At 23.3% G+C, this 17916-nt stretch carries 29 protein-coding genes and 1 pseudogene; 8 read left to right on the top strand and 22 right to left on the bottom strand.

Features of this window, described 5'->3' with window-relative positions:
- Positions 1–68 precede the first annotated feature (68 nt).
- Complete coding sequence (locus AACK89_RS06420; protein ID WP_338979308.1) at positions 69–683, bottom strand: SGNH/GDSL hydrolase family protein; 615 nt, start codon at positions 681–683, stop codon at positions 69–71.
- Between the two features lie 3 nt (positions 684–686).
- Complete coding sequence (locus AACK89_RS06425; protein WP_338978086.1) at positions 687–1037, bottom strand: hypothetical protein; 351 nt, start codon at positions 1035–1037, stop codon at positions 687–689.
- Between the two features lie 243 nt (positions 1038–1280).
- On the opposite strand from AACK89_RS06425, the gene AACK89_RS06430 reads away from it, so the two are divergent.
- The 3 genes from AACK89_RS06430 to AACK89_RS06440 all read left to right on the top strand — a co-directional run bounded on the left by AACK89_RS06430 (position 1281) and on the right by AACK89_RS06440 (position 3218).
- The gene (locus AACK89_RS06430) at positions 1281–2228 is read left to right on the top strand and encodes a rolling circle replication-associated protein (RefSeq protein ID WP_338978088.1); all 948 of its coding nucleotides are present in this window, start codon (positions 1281–1283) and stop codon (positions 2226–2228) included.
- A 450-nt stretch (positions 2229–2678) separates the two neighbouring features.
- The gene (locus tag AACK89_RS06435) at positions 2679–2954 is read left to right on the top strand and encodes a hypothetical protein (RefSeq protein WP_338978089.1); all 276 of its coding nucleotides are present in this window, start codon (positions 2679–2681) and stop codon (positions 2952–2954) included.
- 60 nt (positions 2955–3014) lie between these two features.
- Positions 3015–3218 (top strand): hypothetical protein, encoded by a 204-nt coding sequence (locus AACK89_RS06440; protein ID WP_338978091.1) that lies wholly within the window; start codon positions 3015–3017, stop codon positions 3216–3218.
- Positions 3219–3521: 303 nt separating this feature from the next.
- Here the strand turns inward: AACK89_RS06440 and AACK89_RS06445 are convergent, their stop codons facing one another.
- Positions 3522–4760, bottom strand: a complete 1239-nt coding sequence (locus AACK89_RS06445) for an IS256 family transposase (protein ID WP_281749630.1) — start codon at positions 4758–4760, stop codon at positions 3522–3524.
- Between the two features lie 82 nt (positions 4761–4842).
- Positions 4843–5181 (bottom strand): UPF0236 family transposase-like protein, encoded by a 339-nt coding sequence (locus tag AACK89_RS06450; protein ID WP_338978092.1) that lies wholly within the window; start codon positions 5179–5181, stop codon positions 4843–4845.
- A 296-nt stretch (positions 5182–5477) separates the two neighbouring features.
- On the opposite strand from AACK89_RS06450, the gene AACK89_RS06455 reads away from it, so the two are divergent.
- Both AACK89_RS06455 and AACK89_RS06460 read left to right on the top strand, forming a co-directional pair.
- Positions 5478–6371 carry a hypothetical protein gene (locus tag AACK89_RS06455; protein ID WP_338978094.1) on the top strand — a complete coding sequence of 298 codons (894 nt, stop codon included), beginning with the start codon at positions 5478–5480 and terminating at the stop codon, positions 6369–6371.
- 17 nt (positions 6372–6388) lie between these two features.
- Positions 6389–6679, top strand: coding sequence for a hypothetical protein (locus tag AACK89_RS06460; protein WP_338978097.1), 291 nt, complete (start codon positions 6389–6391; stop codon positions 6677–6679).
- A gap of 215 nt (positions 6680–6894) precedes the next feature.
- Here the strand turns inward: AACK89_RS06460 and AACK89_RS06465 are convergent, their stop codons facing one another.
- Positions 6895–8133 carry an IS256 family transposase gene (locus AACK89_RS06465; protein WP_281749630.1) on the bottom strand — a complete coding sequence of 413 codons (1239 nt, stop codon included), beginning with the start codon at positions 8131–8133 and terminating at the stop codon, positions 6895–6897.
- A gap of 57 nt (positions 8134–8190) precedes the next feature.
- The gene (locus AACK89_RS06470) at positions 8191–9444 is read right to left on the bottom strand and encodes an IS256 family transposase (protein WP_338979309.1); all 1254 of its coding nucleotides are present in this window, start codon (positions 9442–9444) and stop codon (positions 8191–8193) included.
- 239 nt (positions 9445–9683) lie between these two features.
- Here AACK89_RS06470 and AACK89_RS06475 point away from each other — a divergent pair, with 239 nt between their 5' ends.
- Together AACK89_RS06475 and AACK89_RS06480 are read left to right on the top strand one after the other, a co-directional pair.
- Positions 9684–9920 (top strand): hypothetical protein, encoded by a 237-nt coding sequence (locus AACK89_RS06475; RefSeq protein WP_174480108.1) that lies wholly within the window; start codon positions 9684–9686, stop codon positions 9918–9920.
- 11 nt (positions 9921–9931) lie between these two features.
- Complete coding sequence (locus AACK89_RS06480) at positions 9932–10243, top strand: hypothetical protein (protein WP_338978100.1); 312 nt, start codon at positions 9932–9934, stop codon at positions 10241–10243.
- Here AACK89_RS06480 and AACK89_RS06485 read toward each other — a convergent pair.
- Positions 10217–11316 (bottom strand): IS3 family transposase gene (locus AACK89_RS06485; RefSeq protein WP_338977819.1). Its coding sequence is split into 2 segments (ribosomal slippage): positions 10217–11073 and positions 11073–11316, totalling 1101 coding nucleotides; the frame shifts between segments, so codons are not numbered across the junction. The two genes, AACK89_RS06480 and AACK89_RS06485, sit on opposite strands and share 27 nt — an antisense overlap.
- A gap of 76 nt (positions 11317–11392) precedes the next feature.
- On the opposite strand from AACK89_RS06485, the pseudogene AACK89_RS06490 reads away from it, so the two are divergent.
- Positions 11393–11674 (top strand): annotated as a pseudogene (locus AACK89_RS06490) (transposase); the annotation flags it as partial.
- Between the two features lie 185 nt (positions 11675–11859).
- On the opposite strand, the gene AACK89_RS06495 reads toward AACK89_RS06490, so the two are convergent.
- The 15 genes from AACK89_RS06495 to AACK89_RS06565 all read right to left on the bottom strand — a co-directional run bounded on the left by AACK89_RS06495 (position 11860) and on the right by AACK89_RS06565 (position 17901).
- On the bottom strand, positions 11860–13446 hold the full coding sequence (locus AACK89_RS06495) for a hypothetical protein (protein WP_338978104.1): 1587 nt from the start codon (positions 13444–13446) through the stop codon (positions 11860–11862).
- 14 nt (positions 13447–13460) lie between these two features.
- The gene (locus AACK89_RS06500; protein ID WP_338978106.1) at positions 13461–13775 is read right to left on the bottom strand and encodes a hypothetical protein; all 315 of its coding nucleotides are present in this window, start codon (positions 13773–13775) and stop codon (positions 13461–13463) included.
- A 123-nt stretch (positions 13776–13898) separates the two neighbouring features.
- Positions 13899–14189, bottom strand: coding sequence for a hypothetical protein (locus AACK89_RS06505; RefSeq protein ID WP_338978107.1), 291 nt, complete (start codon positions 14187–14189; stop codon positions 13899–13901).
- A 117-nt stretch (positions 14190–14306) separates the two neighbouring features.
- Complete coding sequence (locus AACK89_RS06510; RefSeq protein WP_338978110.1) at positions 14307–14642, bottom strand: hypothetical protein; 336 nt, start codon at positions 14640–14642, stop codon at positions 14307–14309.
- Between the two features lie 19 nt (positions 14643–14661).
- Complete coding sequence (locus tag AACK89_RS06515; RefSeq protein WP_338978112.1) at positions 14662–15039, bottom strand: hypothetical protein; 378 nt, start codon at positions 15037–15039, stop codon at positions 14662–14664.
- A gap of 16 nt (positions 15040–15055) precedes the next feature.
- Positions 15056–15244 (bottom strand): hypothetical protein, encoded by a 189-nt coding sequence (locus AACK89_RS06520; RefSeq protein ID WP_338978114.1) that lies wholly within the window; start codon positions 15242–15244, stop codon positions 15056–15058.
- Positions 15245–15284: 40 nt separating this feature from the next.
- Positions 15285–15443, bottom strand: a complete 159-nt coding sequence (locus AACK89_RS06525) for a hypothetical protein (protein WP_338978115.1) — start codon at positions 15441–15443, stop codon at positions 15285–15287.
- Positions 15444–15459: 16 nt separating this feature from the next.
- Positions 15460–16272: a hypothetical protein gene (locus AACK89_RS06530; RefSeq protein ID WP_338978118.1), complete on the bottom strand. Its 813-nt coding sequence runs from the start codon at positions 16270–16272 to the stop codon at positions 15460–15462.
- A 100-nt stretch (positions 16273–16372) separates the two neighbouring features.
- Positions 16373–16555 carry a hypothetical protein gene (locus tag AACK89_RS06535; protein WP_338978120.1) on the bottom strand — a complete coding sequence of 61 codons (183 nt, stop codon included), beginning with the start codon at positions 16553–16555 and terminating at the stop codon, positions 16373–16375.
- 1 nt (position 16556) lies between these two features.
- The gene (locus AACK89_RS06540; protein ID WP_338978122.1) at positions 16557–16802 is read right to left on the bottom strand and encodes a hypothetical protein; all 246 of its coding nucleotides are present in this window, start codon (positions 16800–16802) and stop codon (positions 16557–16559) included.
- Positions 16802–16924 (bottom strand): hypothetical protein, encoded by a 123-nt coding sequence (locus AACK89_RS06545; protein ID WP_338978129.1) that lies wholly within the window; start codon positions 16922–16924, stop codon positions 16802–16804. Before AACK89_RS06545 ends, AACK89_RS06540 begins: the two co-directional genes overlap by 1 nt.
- A complete protein-coding gene (locus AACK89_RS06550) occupies positions 16917–17150 on the bottom strand; it encodes a hypothetical protein (RefSeq protein ID WP_338978131.1) in 234 nt (77 codons plus the stop codon). The genes AACK89_RS06545 and AACK89_RS06550 overlap by 8 nt, the downstream gene beginning before the upstream one ends.
- On the bottom strand, positions 17150–17311 hold the full coding sequence (locus AACK89_RS06555; protein WP_174481149.1) for a hypothetical protein: 162 nt from the start codon (positions 17309–17311) through the stop codon (positions 17150–17152). The genes AACK89_RS06550 and AACK89_RS06555 overlap by 1 nt, the downstream gene beginning before the upstream one ends.
- Positions 17312–17315: 4 nt before the next feature.
- Positions 17316–17609, bottom strand: a complete 294-nt coding sequence (locus AACK89_RS06560) for a hypothetical protein (RefSeq protein WP_174481150.1) — start codon at positions 17607–17609, stop codon at positions 17316–17318.
- Positions 17599–17901, bottom strand: a complete 303-nt coding sequence (locus tag AACK89_RS06565; protein WP_338978133.1) for a hypothetical protein — start codon at positions 17899–17901, stop codon at positions 17599–17601. Before AACK89_RS06565 ends, AACK89_RS06560 begins: the two co-directional genes overlap by 11 nt.
- Positions 17902–17916 lie beyond the last annotated feature (15 nt).

Genomic DNA, 17916 nt, shown 5'->3' on the forward strand with positions numbered 1-17916 from the left:
TTTGTATAAAAATTTGTATAAATCATTAGCAATTTGTTCTTGAACTCATTTTGTTGGATGAAATTGATCTAAAAAAAGTAATTATCAATATTTTGTGAGTTTGCACCAGAAACATATTGAGGTTGTAATATTCCATTTTTTCTAAGAGTATTTATATCAATTTTAGTAGCATTTGAATCTTGGTATTGACTTCCTCTATTTTTGAATTGTTCAAATAGTTTATTAAATTTTGAAAAAACATCATACTCTTTAATATTTGTTTTTTCAAAGTTTTTATTTGCTTTTTTAATTTCTTCAGTTAATTTTAAGTTAAATTTATTTACAAGATTTGTCATTGGTTGTTGATTAATAGTTTCTTTATAGTTAGGAATTAATCCCATATCAGCAATATTTGTTATAACTATTTTTTTAATATTTTTATTAATTAATTCTGTTAAATCTTCATCAAGTTTATTAATAATTTTATTAATAGCATTATCAATATCAGTAATGTTATGATCAATTATTCACATTAAATCATTAGTTCCAATGTTTATAAAAACTAAATCATCATTATAAAAATCACTATGTTGTTTTATTAATGATTTTATTTGCTCATCAAGTGAAAATTTATTTAAAAATAAACCTTCAAGACCATAAACTTTTTCTATAAATGTTCCACCAACAGCGTAGTTAGTACCTATTTGTTAAAAATGTTGACCATTTAATGCTATAAAGTCTCATCCAGCTGTAACTTTTTGTTTTAATTTTTTACTAATTAATTCGGTTGCAACAGGGCCATTACATCAAGATCGATTTTGATAATAAGGAGGTTTTAATTGTACATCATGAGATTTCATAAGTTCCTGTGGGAGGGAAATATTTTGAAAAAATTGACTTCCTGCACCAACCAATGCTCCTACATCTGATAAACTGTCTCCTAAAGTATAAAAATTATTTTGAAAATTACTTGTATTATGATTTGCATTACTTAATGTTGAGATTATGTTTGTCATTAATAAAGAACATGTTGTCATTAGTTTTATTAAATTTTTCATAGTTATTTATTCTCCTTTTAATTTATTTTTAGTTTTTAATTTATTGTTTAAATAATGATATATTTTGGTATATATTTTTTAATTTAAGTTTATAATTGAAAAAAATAATATATAATAAAAAAATGTTTAATTAAGTATCGTTTTTGTTTTGTGTTTGCTTTTATAATTTTTTATGTTAAGATTTATTTTTTATTAAAATGTATAAAATTGGTTTTTAAAACCTAGAACTCGGAATTTTTATATATGGATTTTCAACAAGATTTTTATGTTAAAAAGATTTTTTATGCTTGTTATGTTAAAAATGTAGTTTTACCTATTTCTTTTTTAAATAATATTGGAAATAAAAAAGGTAAATGTTATGTTGGTAATAAACAAAAATTAAGAAATAATACTGTTCGTACTAAAACTAATTTAATTCAAAAAGCATTACATAATTTTTATGATAGTAAAATGTTGAGTTTTATTACTTTAACTTATAAAGATAATATACAAGATATTAAAAAAGCAAAAAAAGATATTCGTTTATTTTTTCTTAAATTAAAGAAATGATGAAATGACCCTAAACGTTTTGAACATTTAGGAGAATTAAAATATTTTTATGTTTATGAATATCAATCTCGTGGTGCTATTCATTTTCATATAATTTTTAATAGAAAGATATATAAAAGTATGTTAGCAGAATGATGAACTCACGGTTTTAATGATTTAAAAGTAGTTAAAAAAGGTACTAATGAATTTGTTATTAAATATTTAGGAAAGTATGTTACAAAAGCAATAGATGATGTTAAATCTATAAATCAAACTGATATAGGTGTAAAAGCCTATTCTTTTAGTCGTAATTGTAAAAATCCTATTGTGGTTCGTGGAATTAAAAAAATAACAATTCAAGATATAATTAAAGCAAGTTTTAATGCAACAAATGTATTTTATTTTAAGACTCAAAGAGATAATAATGACAATACTGTTATGATTGGCGGTATTATTGAAAGTACTGTTGTAAATGATTATTTTAAAGAATATGAAGATTATGAACGTTATGTATATTTAAGTGCTTTATCGCATAAGCATTATTTACGGACTAGTGAAATTGGTTATTTAATTCAAAGAGATAAAGATGTTTTGGTTTGAGCAGAGAAAGTTTTTGGTAATAAAGTTGAGAAAATAGATTTTAAGAAAAGAGTTTTACATTAAATTATTTATATTTATTTACATTGACAACAACCAAAGCAAAATTCGCATTTATAACAAATGAAAAATTCTCTTAAAGATTTATAATTAGGTGTTCCTAGTTCTATGTTACATTTATTACATCTAGATTTTTTTATGTGGGGATTATTTAACATTTTTTTCTCCTTTTTATTGATGTTATTAAATATTAATTTAACTTATTTATTATAAATATATTTATTAATTTTTAAAATAATTATTTATTTTTAAATAAAAATACTTGTATATATATATATATATATATATAATGGTTAATGAACATTAGTAATTATTCGAGTTCTTACTAGTGTTCATTTTTTATTTTTTGTTGAAATTTTATATTTTTATGATATATTATTAATAAGTATAGGTTTACCCTACTATGCTTAACTTATTAAATTAATTTTTAATGAACTCGAAAGGTTAAGTTTTTTTATGTTTAAAGTACAGTTAGTTAATATTGAAAAAGGGCGTATTATTCCCGATAAAAATAATAAAGGTCAAACATTAAAGTTTGATGTTTTGAAGTTTGTAGAAATAAATAAACAAACAAGCGTGCCAACTGGTCAAACACGTGATAAATGATATAATCCGGAATTTGCTAGTGATTTTAATAATTGTTTATCTACTGTTGATTTAAAAGTTGGTAATTTTTATTCACTTGAACTTGATTTAAGCGGTAATATTAAAAAAATTTCTAATTGAAAATAGTTATTTATTAAAAGGGTAATTTTAAATAATTATTAATATGTTAGGAGTTAGTTTTAAATTATGGCAAAGAATGATAATTGTTCATGTGAACAAGCATTTCATTTAGCAATTTATATATGTAAACTTTGCGACCAAGTTATTTGTCCTAAAAAAGTTTTGCAAAACTTATATACTAGAAAATATTATTGTCCAAATTGTATATTAGATATTGCTTTAAATAAGGCAATGAGACAACAAGAAAGTAAGTTTAATTATGAGACATAAGTGTAGTGATTGAACTTATGAAAGAGTATTTGGTTGTGAAATGTGTTACAGAGTTGCTAATGAAATGGAACGAATAAGAAAAGAGAATAAAAGAAAAAAATAAAAACTAAATAGGGAGAATATATATACTTTTTTGTGTACTTTGCTCCCATGTTATACAAATTAGTATAAATATGCGAGGCTTTTTAATAATCTGTGTATCTTTGTTTTACAAAGTTACTAATTTAGATTAATTCTGTCTTCAAATTTTATCATAAAATGGAGGCTTTTTAATAATCTGTGTATCTTTGTTTTACAAAGTTACTAATTTAGATTAATTCTGTCTTCAAATTTTATCATAAAATGAGCAATTGCTGTATTTCAATTTTGAATAGGCAATGTTCATTTTTTTGTTATATTTTCAATTGCCAAGTAAAATATTTTGAAAACTGCCATATCATTAGGAAAAACTTTTTTATTTCTGATGATTTTTCGTAATTGACTATTAACAGATTCAATAGCATTTGTAGTATAAATCACTCTTTTGATTTCTACTGGATAACTAATAAAAACCATTAAATTATCTCAATTTTTATATCAAGATTTAGTAATTTGAGGATATTGTTTATTTCATTTACTTTCAAACGATTCTAAAGCTTGCATTGCTTGTTCTTCACTACATGCACTATAAATTGGTTTTAAATCTGCAACTAGACCTTTTCGATGTTTGTATGAAACATATTTTAAACTATTTCTAATTTGATGAACAATGCATAATTGATGTTCTGTTTTAGGATAAACTGATTGTATTGCTTCTGACATGCCTGTTAAATTATCACTACAAGCAATAAGAATATCATTTAAGCCACGATTTTTCATTTCTGTGAAATTAGATAATCAAAACTTAGAACCTTCATTTTCACTAATTCATAATCCTAAAACATCTTTTTTGCCTTCTAAATCAACTCCTAATGCTATATAAACTGATTTGTTAATAATCCGTTTATCTTGTCGTACTTTAACTACTATACAATCAAAATAAACAATAGGATAAATACTTTCTAATGGTCGATTTTGTCATGCTTTAACATCATCAATAACATCATCAGTAATTTGACTAATAACACTTTCACTAATATCAGCACCATGATATAACTCTTGCAACTGCATTCTAATGTCAGATAATGTCATTCCTTTTGCATACAAGGAAAGAACTTGTTGATCAAAACCATCAAATCTTCTTTGCCTTTTAGGAACTATTACAGGAGTAAAATTACTATTGCGATCTCTTGGTACATCAATTTCAATTTTACCTTGTTGAGTTATTAATTTTTTGGAACTTGTACCATTACGAGCATTTTCAGTAGTACTATGTTGATTTTTTTCATATCCTAAATAATTTTGCATTTCAGAATTCAACATTTTTTCAACTAATCTTTTTGTTAATTCTTTATATAAACCGCCAGGTTTAAAAACTGTTGTTAAATCTTCAGTATTTTCTAGTAATAAATCTACTGCTTTTGATATTGGATCATTATTATTAAAGTTATCTTTTTTAGCCATATGTAACTCACTCTTTCTAGTCATTTAATTATATTTACTAGAATTAATTAAACATAGTTATTTTTGTAAGTTACACAGATTACTAAACATTTCCGCAAAAATTTTCAATAATAGTATCTTCGATATCTTCACCAATTCTTTTATATTTTGGAAGTTCCATTTTTTCATCAACTAAACAAACACGAACTAATTTTTGTAATTTTTCATCAAAATATTCATAAATTCTTCTTTTATAAGTTACTAATCCATACATTGTTTTTCTTGTTCGATATTGAAAATCAACAATTTTATATTTCTTTTTATCTCTTGTATTTTTTATTCTTCAATCTCACTTTTCTCATTTCTTTGTTATATGTTCTAAAATTAATTTATCAATTTTAGGATATTGTTCTTTATAAGTTCATTTGTAATTAAAACTCATATTTTTTCTCCTAACTATTTTAAAAAAATCTAAATTTATTGTAAATATATTTAAAAAATTAATTTACTTAATTATTATATAAACATATAAGTGTAATTTTAAATAAAATAAAAATTATTTAAAAAACCACTTTCATATTTAAAATATAATAAACAAGTTACATATAATTAATAGTATAGGTCTCACAAAATAAACGCCTTGTATTAGGCGTTATTTTTTGTTTAAAGGTATACTTGTAAAAATAATGAAAAATAGTACAATTTAAAAGTAAAATTAAGAAAAAAAGGAGTAATTTAATGAATAAAGAATTTTTAAAATTAATTCAAGTTGATTTTATGCATGGAGTTGAAGAACCTTGATGTAATAACCAAGGAGTTACAATATTACCCTATGTTTTCAAAGACAATCAATATTATTTTTTATTATTAAATAATGAAAATAATCCATTATTTAAAGATAAAAAAATTAGTAAATATAGTACTATTACTGGTGGACTTGAAAATTTAGACCCTTGTCAAACTGTAATTAATGAGATGTTTGAGGAAGTTGGCATTAATGTTAAAAATGATGAATCAAAAATTTATTATTTAGGCGAACATTATGCCAATAAATCAAGTACAAAATTATGATATTTGTTTCGAATTGATTTAACTGAGTTAAATCTAGATTTAACTGCAACTTATAAAGGTAAAGGCGATGGAACAGAAGCAGAAAAAGAAATAAGTGCAGAATTTGTCAGTTATGAAAAAATTTATAAATCAAATGATGCTTTATGTTTAGCAACTTATGGTAAATGAAGTTGTAAAAATGAAATAAACAAAATAAAAATAAATAAATTAAGTGAATTAGCAAATAAGGAATTGTCTGATACTTTTGAAATTAATATTAATGAAATTAACGAAGAAAACCCAGAATCAATAATTGACTATTTACCTAGAGAAATGTGACAAGAATTTTTGAAACTTGAAGAAAAGTTAGACCAAAATATATTTAATGAACAACATAAATTAAATAATGATGGAATGTTAATTTCAATTTCATCAAATTTAAATGAATATTTGAAGTTACAAGCTAGTGAATTTCATCATAAAAATAAAATTACATTTCCAAAATCTGAATCAATAAATAAAATAGATAATTCTTCATATCCAGGAATTAGTCAATTAATTTCAATTGCACTTGAATTATAAAAAAGGAGAGATTTATTATGAAAGCATGAATAAAAACAAATTTAAGTAAAATAACATTAGCATTAGCACTAACTGGTACAACAACTGGAACAATAGGATTAATCATGGGGGTACTTACCCATGAAATAGGTACTAATGTTAAATCTTATTTAGACCATAACAAGCAAATAGTTTTGGGTACCTCAACAATATGAGAAAGAAAAAATCATAGTAAAGATATAATGGATTTATATTTTGCTATTAATAAATTTACAGATGATGCCATAAAATGAGATGGTACATATCCTGATGGATATTTTAATAAATAATTTAAATTTCTAAATTAATATAAGAAATATTTTCATTATATTTTTCAAATAAACTAATATTGTTTAAAGTGATATCAATATTTTTATCCGTTATTAAAATTAAATCATAATTACCGGCACCAAATATTCCACTAATTTCAATCCGATTTAAGTTATTAATCGGATTTTTAATTGAGGATTTTTAATAATCTGTGTATCTTTGTTTTACAAAGTTACTAATTTAGATTAATTCTGTCTTCAAATTTTATCATAAAATGAGCAATTGCTGTATTTCAATTTTGAATAGGCAATGTTCATTTTTTTGTTATATTTTCAATTGCCAAGTAAAATATTTTGAAAACTGCCATATCATTAGGAAAAACTTTTTTATTTCTGATGATTTTTCGTAATTGACTATTAACAGATTCAATAGCATTTGTAGTATAAATCACTCTTTTGATTTCTACTGGATAACTAATAAAAACCATTAAATTATCTCAATTTTTATATCAAGATTTAGTAATTTGAGGATATTGTTTATTTCATTTACTTTCAAACGATTCTAAAGCTTGCATTGCTTGTTCTTCACTACATGCACTATAAATTGGTTTTAAATCTGCAACTAGACCTTTTCGATGTTTGTATGAAACATATTTTAAACTATTTCTAATTTGATGAACAATGCATAATTGATGTTCTGTTTTAGGATAAACTGATTGTATTGCTTCTGACATGCCTGTTAAATTATCACTACAAGCAATAAGAATATCATTTAAGCCACGATTTTTCATTTCTGTGAAATTAGATAATCAAAACTTAGAACCTTCATTTTCACTAATTCATAATCCTAAAACATCTTTTTTGCCTTCTAAATCAACTCCTAATGCTATATAAACTGATTTGTTAATAATCCGTTTATCTTGTCGTACTTTAACTACTATACAATCAAAATAAACAATAGGATAAATACTTTCTAATGGTCGATTTTGTCATGCTTTAACATCATCAATAACATCATCAGTAATTTGACTAATAACACTTTCACTAATATCAGCACCATGATATAACTCTTGCAACTGCATTCTAATGTCAGATAATGTCATTCCTTTTGCATACAAGGAAAGAACTTGTTGATCAAAACCATCAAATCTTCTTTGCCTTTTAGGAACTATTACAGGAGTAAAATTACTATTGCGATCTCTTGGTACATCAATTTCAATTTTACCTTGTTGAGTTATTAATTTTTTTGAACTTGTACCATTACGAGCATTTTCAGTAGTACTATGTTGATTTTTTTCATATCCTAAATAATTTTGCATTTCAGAATTCAACATTTTTTCAACTAATCTTTTTGTTAATTCTTTATATAAACCGCCAGGTTTAAAAACTGTTGTTAAATCTTCAGTATTTTCTAGTAATAAATCTACTGCTTTTGATATTGGATCATTATTATTAAAGTTATCTTTTTTAGCCATCTGTAACTCACTCTTTCTAGTCATTTAATTATATTTACTAGAATTAATTAAACATAGTTATTTTTGTAAGTTACACAGATTACTAAACATTTCCTCAAATTTTATCATAAAATGAGCAATTGCTGTATTTCAATTTTGAATAGGCAATGTTCATTTTTTTGTTATATTTTCAATTGCCAAGTAAAATATTTTGAAAACTGCCATATCATTAGGAAAAACTTTTTTATTTCTGATGATTTTTCGTAATTGACTATTAACAGATTCAATAGCATTTGTAGTATAAATCACTCTTTTGATTTCTACTGGATAACTAATAAAAACCATTAAATTATCTCAATTTTTATATCAAGATTTAGTAATTTGAGGATATTGTTTATTTCATTTACTTTCAAACGATTCTAAAGCTTGCATTGCTTGTTCTTCACTACATGCACTATAAATTGGTTTTAAATCTGCAACTAGACCTTTTCGATGTTTGTATGAAACATATTTTAAACTATTTCTAATTTGATGAACAATGCATAATTGATGTTCTGTTTTAGGATAAACTGATTGTATTGCTTCTGACATGCCTGTTAAATTATCACTACAAGCAATAAGAATATCATTTAAGCCACGATTTTTCATTTCTGTGAAATTAGATAATCAAAACTTAGAACCTTCATTTTCACTAATTCATAATCCTAAAACATCTTTTTTGCCTTCTAAATCAACTCCTAATGCTATATAAACTGATTTGTTAATAATCCGTTTATCTTGTCGTACTTTAACTACTATACAATCAAAATAAACAATAGGATAAATACTTTCTAATGGTCGATTTTGTCATGCTTTAACATCATCAATAACATCATCAGTAATTTGACTAATAACACTTTCACTAATATCAGCACCATGATATAACTCTTGCAACTGCATTCTAATGTCAGATAATGTCATTCCTTTTGCATACAAGGAAAGAACTTGTTGATCAAAACCATCAAATCTTCTTTGCCTTTTAGGAACTATTACAGGAGTAAAATTACTATTGCGATCTCTTGGTACATCAATTTCAATTTTACCTTGTTGAGTTATTAATTTTTTTGAACTTGTACCATTACGAGCATTTTCAGTAGTACTATGTTGATTTTTTTCATATCCTAAATAATTTTGCATTTCAGAATTCAACATTTTTTCAACTAATCTTTTTGTTAATTCTTTATATAAACCGCCAGGTTTAAAAACTGTTGTTAAATCTTCAGTATTTTCTAGTAATAAATCTACTGCTTTTGATATTGGATCATTATTATTAAAGTTATCTTTTTTAGCCATCTGTAACTCACTCTTTCTAGTCATTTAATTATATTTACTAGAATTAATTAAACATAGTTATTTTTGTAAGTTACACAGATTACTAAACATTTCCAAAAAATAATTTATTATCTTGATAATGAATTTATGGAATTACTTAAAGATGATATTAGTGATGAAATTAAAATTAATATTAGTAATTGAAAAATGAAATTAATAATGAACTTACAAGAAAAAATTAAAAATGGAGAATTTGACTAATGATAATATTGCCTACTTTGTTTGAAAATAAAGATGAAATTGAAATATTATCACCATTTCCAAAAGCAATTCATACAAGTAATGATATTAGAGCAATTATTTTAAGACAATACCCAAATGTTAAATCCAAACACATAATTGTTTCTGACCCAGAAAGTAATGTTGCATTAATAGTTGGTGATAATGATGTTTATCAAGGTTGAATTAAAGTAACAATTAAAAAATTAGAAAATTAAAGGAGAATAAAATGCCAAGTATAGAAAATACACAATCAAATTATACTTTAACTAAATTAATTAGAACTGGAATAAGCCCAATTTGTGCAATGATTGGTACAAGTGCTTATTATGGTCAAGTAATTGTAAATCCAGTATTAGGTTCAATTAATAGTTTATTATTTGGTAAAAAATTAGGTTTAGATATATGAGATTTAAATCAAAGACCAAATACTAAAACTAAATTAATTAATAGTTCTAAAAAAATCTTATTAGTGGAATGGCAACCCTTTTTAGGACTATTTTTTGGTAGACATTTATTTTTGATAATTAACTGGAGTTAAGTAGTTTAAAGTGCTGTGAATTCTTATGTTGTTATATCAGTTGATGTAATCAAATAATTCTAATTTTAATTGGATTAATGATGTAAAATTTTTATCATTAATAAATTCAATTTTGAAAGTTTTAAAAGTTGCTTCAGCAACAGCGTTATCATAAGGACAACCTTTTTTGCTTAAAGAGCGATTAATATTGAATGCTAGTAAAAGTTTATCAATAATTTTATTATTAAATTCATTACCGCGATCACTATGAAATATTTGAATATCTTTTAAACAACGATTTGAGTGCATAAATGCTTGATGTACTAATGATGCATCTTTTTTAGTACCTACACTATGTCCAATAATTTCGCGGTTAAATAGGTCAATTAATAGGCAAATATAGTTTCATTTACCATTAACTTGAACATAAGTTAAATCACTAACAATAACTTCATTTTTAAGCCTATTATTAAAGTTTCTATTAACGATATTGGTTATTTGACTATCGTTGACTTTATTATGATGATTTTTGAATGATAATTTAGTGTATTTTGATATTAAATTATGTTTATTCATAATTTCTTTAATTTTTCTGCGTGACAAATAAATATTCTTTTCTTTTAGAACAACTTTTAATCTTCTTGTTCCATAAACTTCTTTATTTTCTTTAAAAGCACTAATAACAGCTTCATCATAAATATTATTTTGTTTTCTTTCTTTTTCCTTTAAATTAAAATAATATGTTGATTTAGAAAGTTTTAAAAAATGACACATTGTGCGAATTTTATATTTAACTTTATTTTTAGCAATAATTTCTATTTTCTGCCTATTATTAGTGCTGCTTGCTTTAAAATATCATTTTCCATTCGTAACTGTTTTAATTCTTTTCTTAATTTAATTAATTCATTTTCTTCAATAGAACGATTATCTTTAGTTTTAAAACTGCCTGAATTAGTAAATTGCTTAATTCAATTATAAGTAGCTGCTCTTGTAACATTGTACTCTTTAGCAAGACAAGACACTGACTTACCGCTTTGATATAAAGCTACTATTTGTTTTTTAAATTCATCGGTATATGAGTTAATATTGGCCATAATTATAGTTCCTTTCTTTTAACTAATTTGTTCACTTGTCTACGTAATTAGTGTCCAATAAAGTGTAACCTATCCAAAATCTTGATATAAAAATTGAGATAATTTAATGGTTTTTATTAGTTATCCAGTAGAAATCAAAAGAGTGATTTATACTACAAATGCTATTGAATCTGTTAATAGTCAATTACGAAAAATCATCAGAAATAAAAAAGTTTTTCCTAATGATATGGCAGTTTTCAAAGTATTTTACTTGGCAATTGAAAATATAACAAAAAAATGAACATTGCCTATTCAAAATTGAAATACAGCAATTGCTCATTTTATGATAAAATTTGAAGACAGAATTAATCTAAATTAATAACTTTGTAAAACAAAGATACACAGATTATTAAAAAGCCTCCTGACACCAGTTCAAAGTTTATTAATCATAATTTATCATTCCTTAAAAAATGCTTTTTTATAATGTTTAGTTTTTGTTTTAGTTTTTCTATGTGATATATGAATAATTTCTTTTTGTAATTTTTTCTTACCTTTTTCTGCAACTTAACTATATGCAAATTTTTCTAAATGATGTAATAATCCAGTACCAAATAAAGTATTAACTGAAAACTTTAAACCAACATTTTTAAATGATTTGTTAATATTTTCAATAGGATTATTAATAACATTTACTACTTTATGATAAGTTATTATTATTCTAAATATTTCTCTATATACTTTAAAACTATCTCTAATTACTTGTTGTAAAACTGGTGGAGCAAATGCTATTGCTTTTAATCATTTATTACGATTAACACCATAACCAATGTATCAACCACTATATCAACGATATCAATGGAATGGATGTATTTGAGTAACAAAAGTTTTTGCTTTAAGAATACTATCAACAACTGTAATTGGTTTATATTTAGGATTGCGATGATAAATAGTAATTGCACATTTATCTAATGACAAAGGTTGAATTTTACAACCCATAAATACTGGGGAATTTAATGGAATTAATTGTGCATGTTTAATTGCTCTTTTTTCTGCACTAGTAAATAAATCAGTTGCTTTTTCTTTTAATTTCTGAATTTTTTCAAATACTTGTTTTTCTAACTTTTCAAATTTTTCTTGTAATTTATATATACTTTCTCGTATTTTTTCAAAATATGGTGTATCTTTTCAAAATTTATTTAAACCTTTTTTTAAATAAAATCTAATATCAAAATATTTAAAAGTTTGATTTGCTTTTAAAACAAGTTGATGAATAACATTATTTTTAAAATTAAATTTAATAGCATTAGCACGAATTTTTTGTAAATCTAAAATTAAAGTTTTTCCATATCTATTTTCTGTATGTATTGTATGAACTAAATTTAATCAATCATGTTGATTCATTTTTAATACTTCTTTTAAATCAGTATTAAATTTTTTTAAAAAGTTATTTGCTTTTTCAATATCTTTAATTTTAAATTTAGGAGTTAATTGTGGACTTAATTTTATTAATGTATTTTGTAATAATAAGTGTTCCATTAATTTTTCTGTTTCTAGTTTTTGAAAATTATTCTTATATTGTCTTTCAGCAACATATCCTAAATCTCGTAATACTGTTTCACGATTAGGAGTAAAACTATACTTCATTAAATAACGTTTATTACCAATAATTTTATCTGTTAAAATTTCTTTTCCACTTACTTGACTAATAATTTCTTGTAAATTTTTTGCTTCTTTAATACCAACTTGTTCTAATGTTTTAGTTTTTTGTGCTAACTTAATAAATTTAGTTGTACGATAACCACGACTAATTTTATTAAGTCCAGCAAATGCTGGTAATATATTAAAAAAAGTATTTAATGGTGTTACATTTCCTTTTAAATAATCATAAACTTGATTAATAGTAAAATCAGTTAAAAACTCTACACCAACAGCACTAATACTAGCAATTAAATCACTTGCACCTAATCCAAGTGCAAAACTTTCACTTAATCCACCAGTAAAAGGAGCAAGTGCTACTGCTATAACTTGTACACCAATCATTTCTAAAATTTCTCATCAAAAACTTTTATTTTCTTGTTGGTTACTTGTTCTAGTATGTTTTGGTTTATTTATGTTTAAAAGTATTGCTGTACTAGTTGTACCAATTGGCATGATATTAATTTCCTTTATTTAAGAGTTATTTTAATTGGATTTGTTGAACCTTTATAATTTAAGTCATTAACATTTGCAGTAATAGTTATATATAAGTAACCTGCTTTTTGTTTTTGATTACTTACATTAGTTTTTCCTTGTGCATCACTAAAATATTTAATAGTTGGATTTGTTAAATTAGGATTTAATGATTTAAGTTCATTAGTACTTTTTATTTGTGTATTTAATTCAATATTATTGTTATTAACATTTGCAGTAATATCAGTTGTTAAACTTGTGATTTTAGTTTTTAAATCAGTTTTATCAGTATTAATAATTCCACATAACATTCAGCGTGAAGTTGTTTCTTCTTCTGTTATATAGGGTATTGCTTCACCAGTTACTTCTCCACCAACTAAATATCTTCTTCCAACTTTACCATCATTAATATCTTGAACATATACAACTGTATTTTATAACATATATCTTTTCATTGCTCTTGGTGTTGCTAAAACAAAAGTCATAATTTTAGTTTCATTATTATCAGTAAAAGTCATATAATCATCCATTACAATTTGACATAGTACACCTTTGATATATAAATTTGTTCCATTTAATCTTAATTGTTGTGCTATTTGGTTATCAGTAATTAAACCTTTATTATCTGCTAAGTAAACTAAACTATCATATAAATTATTAGTAATAAAAAATTGACAATTGTTACTATTTCTTAATTGAAATAAAGTATTTCAAGCAGATAGCATTGATTTTAAATATCCTATTGGTGTTTTATCAGTAATATCTAATTTAGTTGAATATTTTGCAATTACATTTGTATCATTATTTGCTAGATAATCTGCTAAATCATTAGCAACTTCATATTACATTGTATTTAACAAATTTTGTCCATTTTCTGCATTTAAATCAACATTAGCAATTATTTCACCTGCAACTGCTTCTTGTTTAATTTCTTTTAAAATTTTAATAGTTTCAGCATAACTAACATCTAATCCTTTGCTTTTATTATTTCATTTTAGTACTTTAATTTCTGAATTTTTTGTTTTTTTAACTATAAATTCAATTTTTGTAGAATTAACCATTTCAATAGAAAAAAAACTTGCTCATGGTGAATTTGATTGTTTATAAAATTCTATAAACTCCGGTGCTTCTACTAATTTTTCGGTATTATCTAAATTTTGATTGAACGGTACTGACATTTTTTTTATTTCCTTTCTGTTATAAATTATTTTTCTTTTTATAATCCAATAAAGTACTTTTTATTGAAATTGGCTGATTTGTTATTATTGTTTGTGGTTTACCACCTGTATTAATTATTTCTTTAAATACTGGTTGTTCTTTAATAATTTTTTTAATAGTTTCTTCAATTTTTGAATTTTCTAAATTATTAGTTTTAAATTTTAAAAAATCATAAAATTCAGTTTTAACTTGATATTTTTTAAATATATTAATTATTTCTTTTTCTTTAATTTCTTGATTAAGTTTATTTAACTTATTTTCTGCTTCATTAACTTTATTTTCTATTTCTTGTGAAGAAGCATTGTTTTCAGTTAAAGGTTCAGTTGTTTGTTGAACATTATTTTCATTTTCTAACATTTACATCACCTCTTTATTATTTATTTTCTTTATTAATTTTTTCATTTAATTTTGCTAAGTTTTTTTGATGTTTGATAATTTTGTTATTTGCTCTAATATGTTTTGGAGTTGTGATAAATCTTTTTAATAAAACAATAATTTCTCTGCAAATTAATGTTCCAACACTTGTTCCAATAATTATTAATTCATGTAAAAATTCTTTCATTTCAATATTTTCCTTTCAACTATTTATTGTTTATTTTTGATTATTCATCAAATTCACCTTTATTAATTCTTTCAATCATTGATTGTGAATTACTTATAACTTCTACTAATACAGATAGTTTTTTTTCTAATTCTTCTATTTGTTCTTTATATGTTTTTATTTCATTATTATAATATTCAAGTATTTTTTCTTTATTCATAAATTATTCACCTCCTTTATAAACTCATGTGATTATAATCTCAATTTAATGAAGCATTATCGTGATTTAATGCTACTTCGCTCATATTATCACTACCGTATTGACTAGTTGTTTCACTATTAATTGTGAATCTATTATCATTTACTAATCTTGCAGTTTCATCATTAAATGATGTTTCTTGCATTTCTTGAATATGATTTGTAGTTTCCATAGGTAGTAAATTATGGATTATTTCACTTGCACCAGCAATAATAGTAGGTACTGCATAAACATTATTAAAATCATTATTAATTCCCATTGCTACACCACTTGATATTAAACATCCACCAGTTGCCATATTACAAATCTTTCTTATTGTTTCAAATTTATTAGATATTAACTCAGTTAATCCACTAATAAGATTTGAAATACCATAAGCATTTAAACTAATATATGTATCTCAGTCCATTAATGACTGATTTTCTTGTTTATTTAATAGTAATCATGGCGGACCTTCTGTTGTAGTTGTAGTAGTTATTGGAATTGGTGTTGTTGGAATAATAGGACTAATATTACTTTCTGTTCATTTACTATAATTTGCTAAACCAATTGTTCCTAAACCTAATAATATTTTTTTAGAACTATTAATTAATTTAGTTTTAGTATTTGGTCTTTGATTTAAATTTCATATATCTAAACCTAACTTTTTACCAAAAAATAAACTATTAATTGAACCTAATACTGGATTTGCAATTACTTGACCATAATAAGCACTTGTACCAATCATTGCACAAATTGGACTTATTCCAGTTCTAATTAATTTAGTTAAAGTATAATTATTTGTTTCCATTTTTATTCTCCTTGTTTTTAATTTTTTCCCATTTTTGGTGATTTTCATCTTATTTTTCTAATTTTTTATTTATTAAGTCTAATTTGAATATTGGCATTTTCTATTCTCCTTTAATTTTGATAACATAATCAATTGTTATATTTTTGTAATTATTAAAATGAGTTTTACATAATCCTAATTTTTTATCTTTTTTAATTGAGCAAACATATATTTCTTGATTACTATTGTTATTTTTACAACCATAACTATCACAATATCATAGTCATTCATAATTATTAATCATTTTATTGTCCTTTAATTTCTAATTTTTTAACTGTTACTTTAATTCAACCTTGATAAACATCATTATCACCAACTATTAATGCAACATTACCTTCGGGGTCAGAAACAATTATGTGTTTTGATTTAACATTTGGATATTCTCTTAAAATAATTGTTCTAATATCATTACTGGTATGAATTGATTTGGGAAATGGTGATAATATTTCGATTTCATCTTTATTTTCAAACAAAGTAGGTAATATTATCATTAGTCAAATTCACCATTTTCTATTTTTATAATTATTTTAAGTAGATTTCCAGCACAACATGTATCTATTTTCCCAAGATATATACTATTTCTTAACTCAGTAATTAATTTTTCTTTATTCATTATTCAATTTCTCCTTTCTATATCTTTTTTCTTGATTTACCAAAGCTTCTATTAAAATGATTTGTTCATCAATATCACCTAATTTTTTTAAAAGATATTCATATCTTTTCTTAAAATCTTCACTATCAATATCTCTATCTTTGTAAATTATTTTTTTCAATTTTTTTATTTTATACAACGTTTTTGGAGAATATATTTCTCCATGCATACATAGAAAACATTTCATTATTTTATTTCCTTATTTTTAATTTGATTAACAATTTCACTTAATATTTTTAATACTTTATATTCATTTTTTAATTCTTTAATAATAAATATTAAAAATATTATTAGTGTTATAGATGTTATTAATATTGGTACTATCAATAAAATTTTTCATAATATCATTTTTTTACTCTTTTCATTTTTTAAATCATTTAACATTGATTGAACAAAATGCACGATTTTTAGGAATATTTAAAGTATTAAAAATTTGACCAGTTACAATAATTTCATCGTTTTTGTTTAATAAAATACATCGATTATAAAATTTTGGGTTGTTAAAAATTAAAGTAACATAGTTTAATCCATTTCATTGACCACGAACACTATAATATAATCCTTTATTACCTTTTTCGTAACATTTTGCTTCAATAGTGTTACTCAGTTTTACTGTTAATTTGACATAATTGGCTTTATCTTTCATTTTTATAATTCCTTAAATAGTATTGAATATGCTTATATGCATCATGTTCATGTTTTGTAAATTTTATATTTCCTTTATAATTTTCTATTTTAGTTTTATTTTTTGGTTCGCTTTCTTGAAAATCTCAATTCATAACGTCTTCTACTAATACCATTAATGCACCAATAATTTTAGGAGTTGCTAATGGATTAGTTAATAATTGTTTTGAATTTAAAAAGAAATTTTCTACAATAACTAGTATTTTTTTATTGTCAGAATGTTTTTTAATTAATAAAAAGTATTTTTTATACAAATTTTTACTTTCTAA

It is taken from the genome of Spiroplasma endosymbiont of Panzeria rudis, assembly GCF_964019705.1.
Classification (GTDB): domain Bacteria; phylum Bacillota_I; class Bacilli_A; order Mycoplasmatales; family VBWQ01; genus Spiroplasma_E; species Spiroplasma_E ixodetis_A.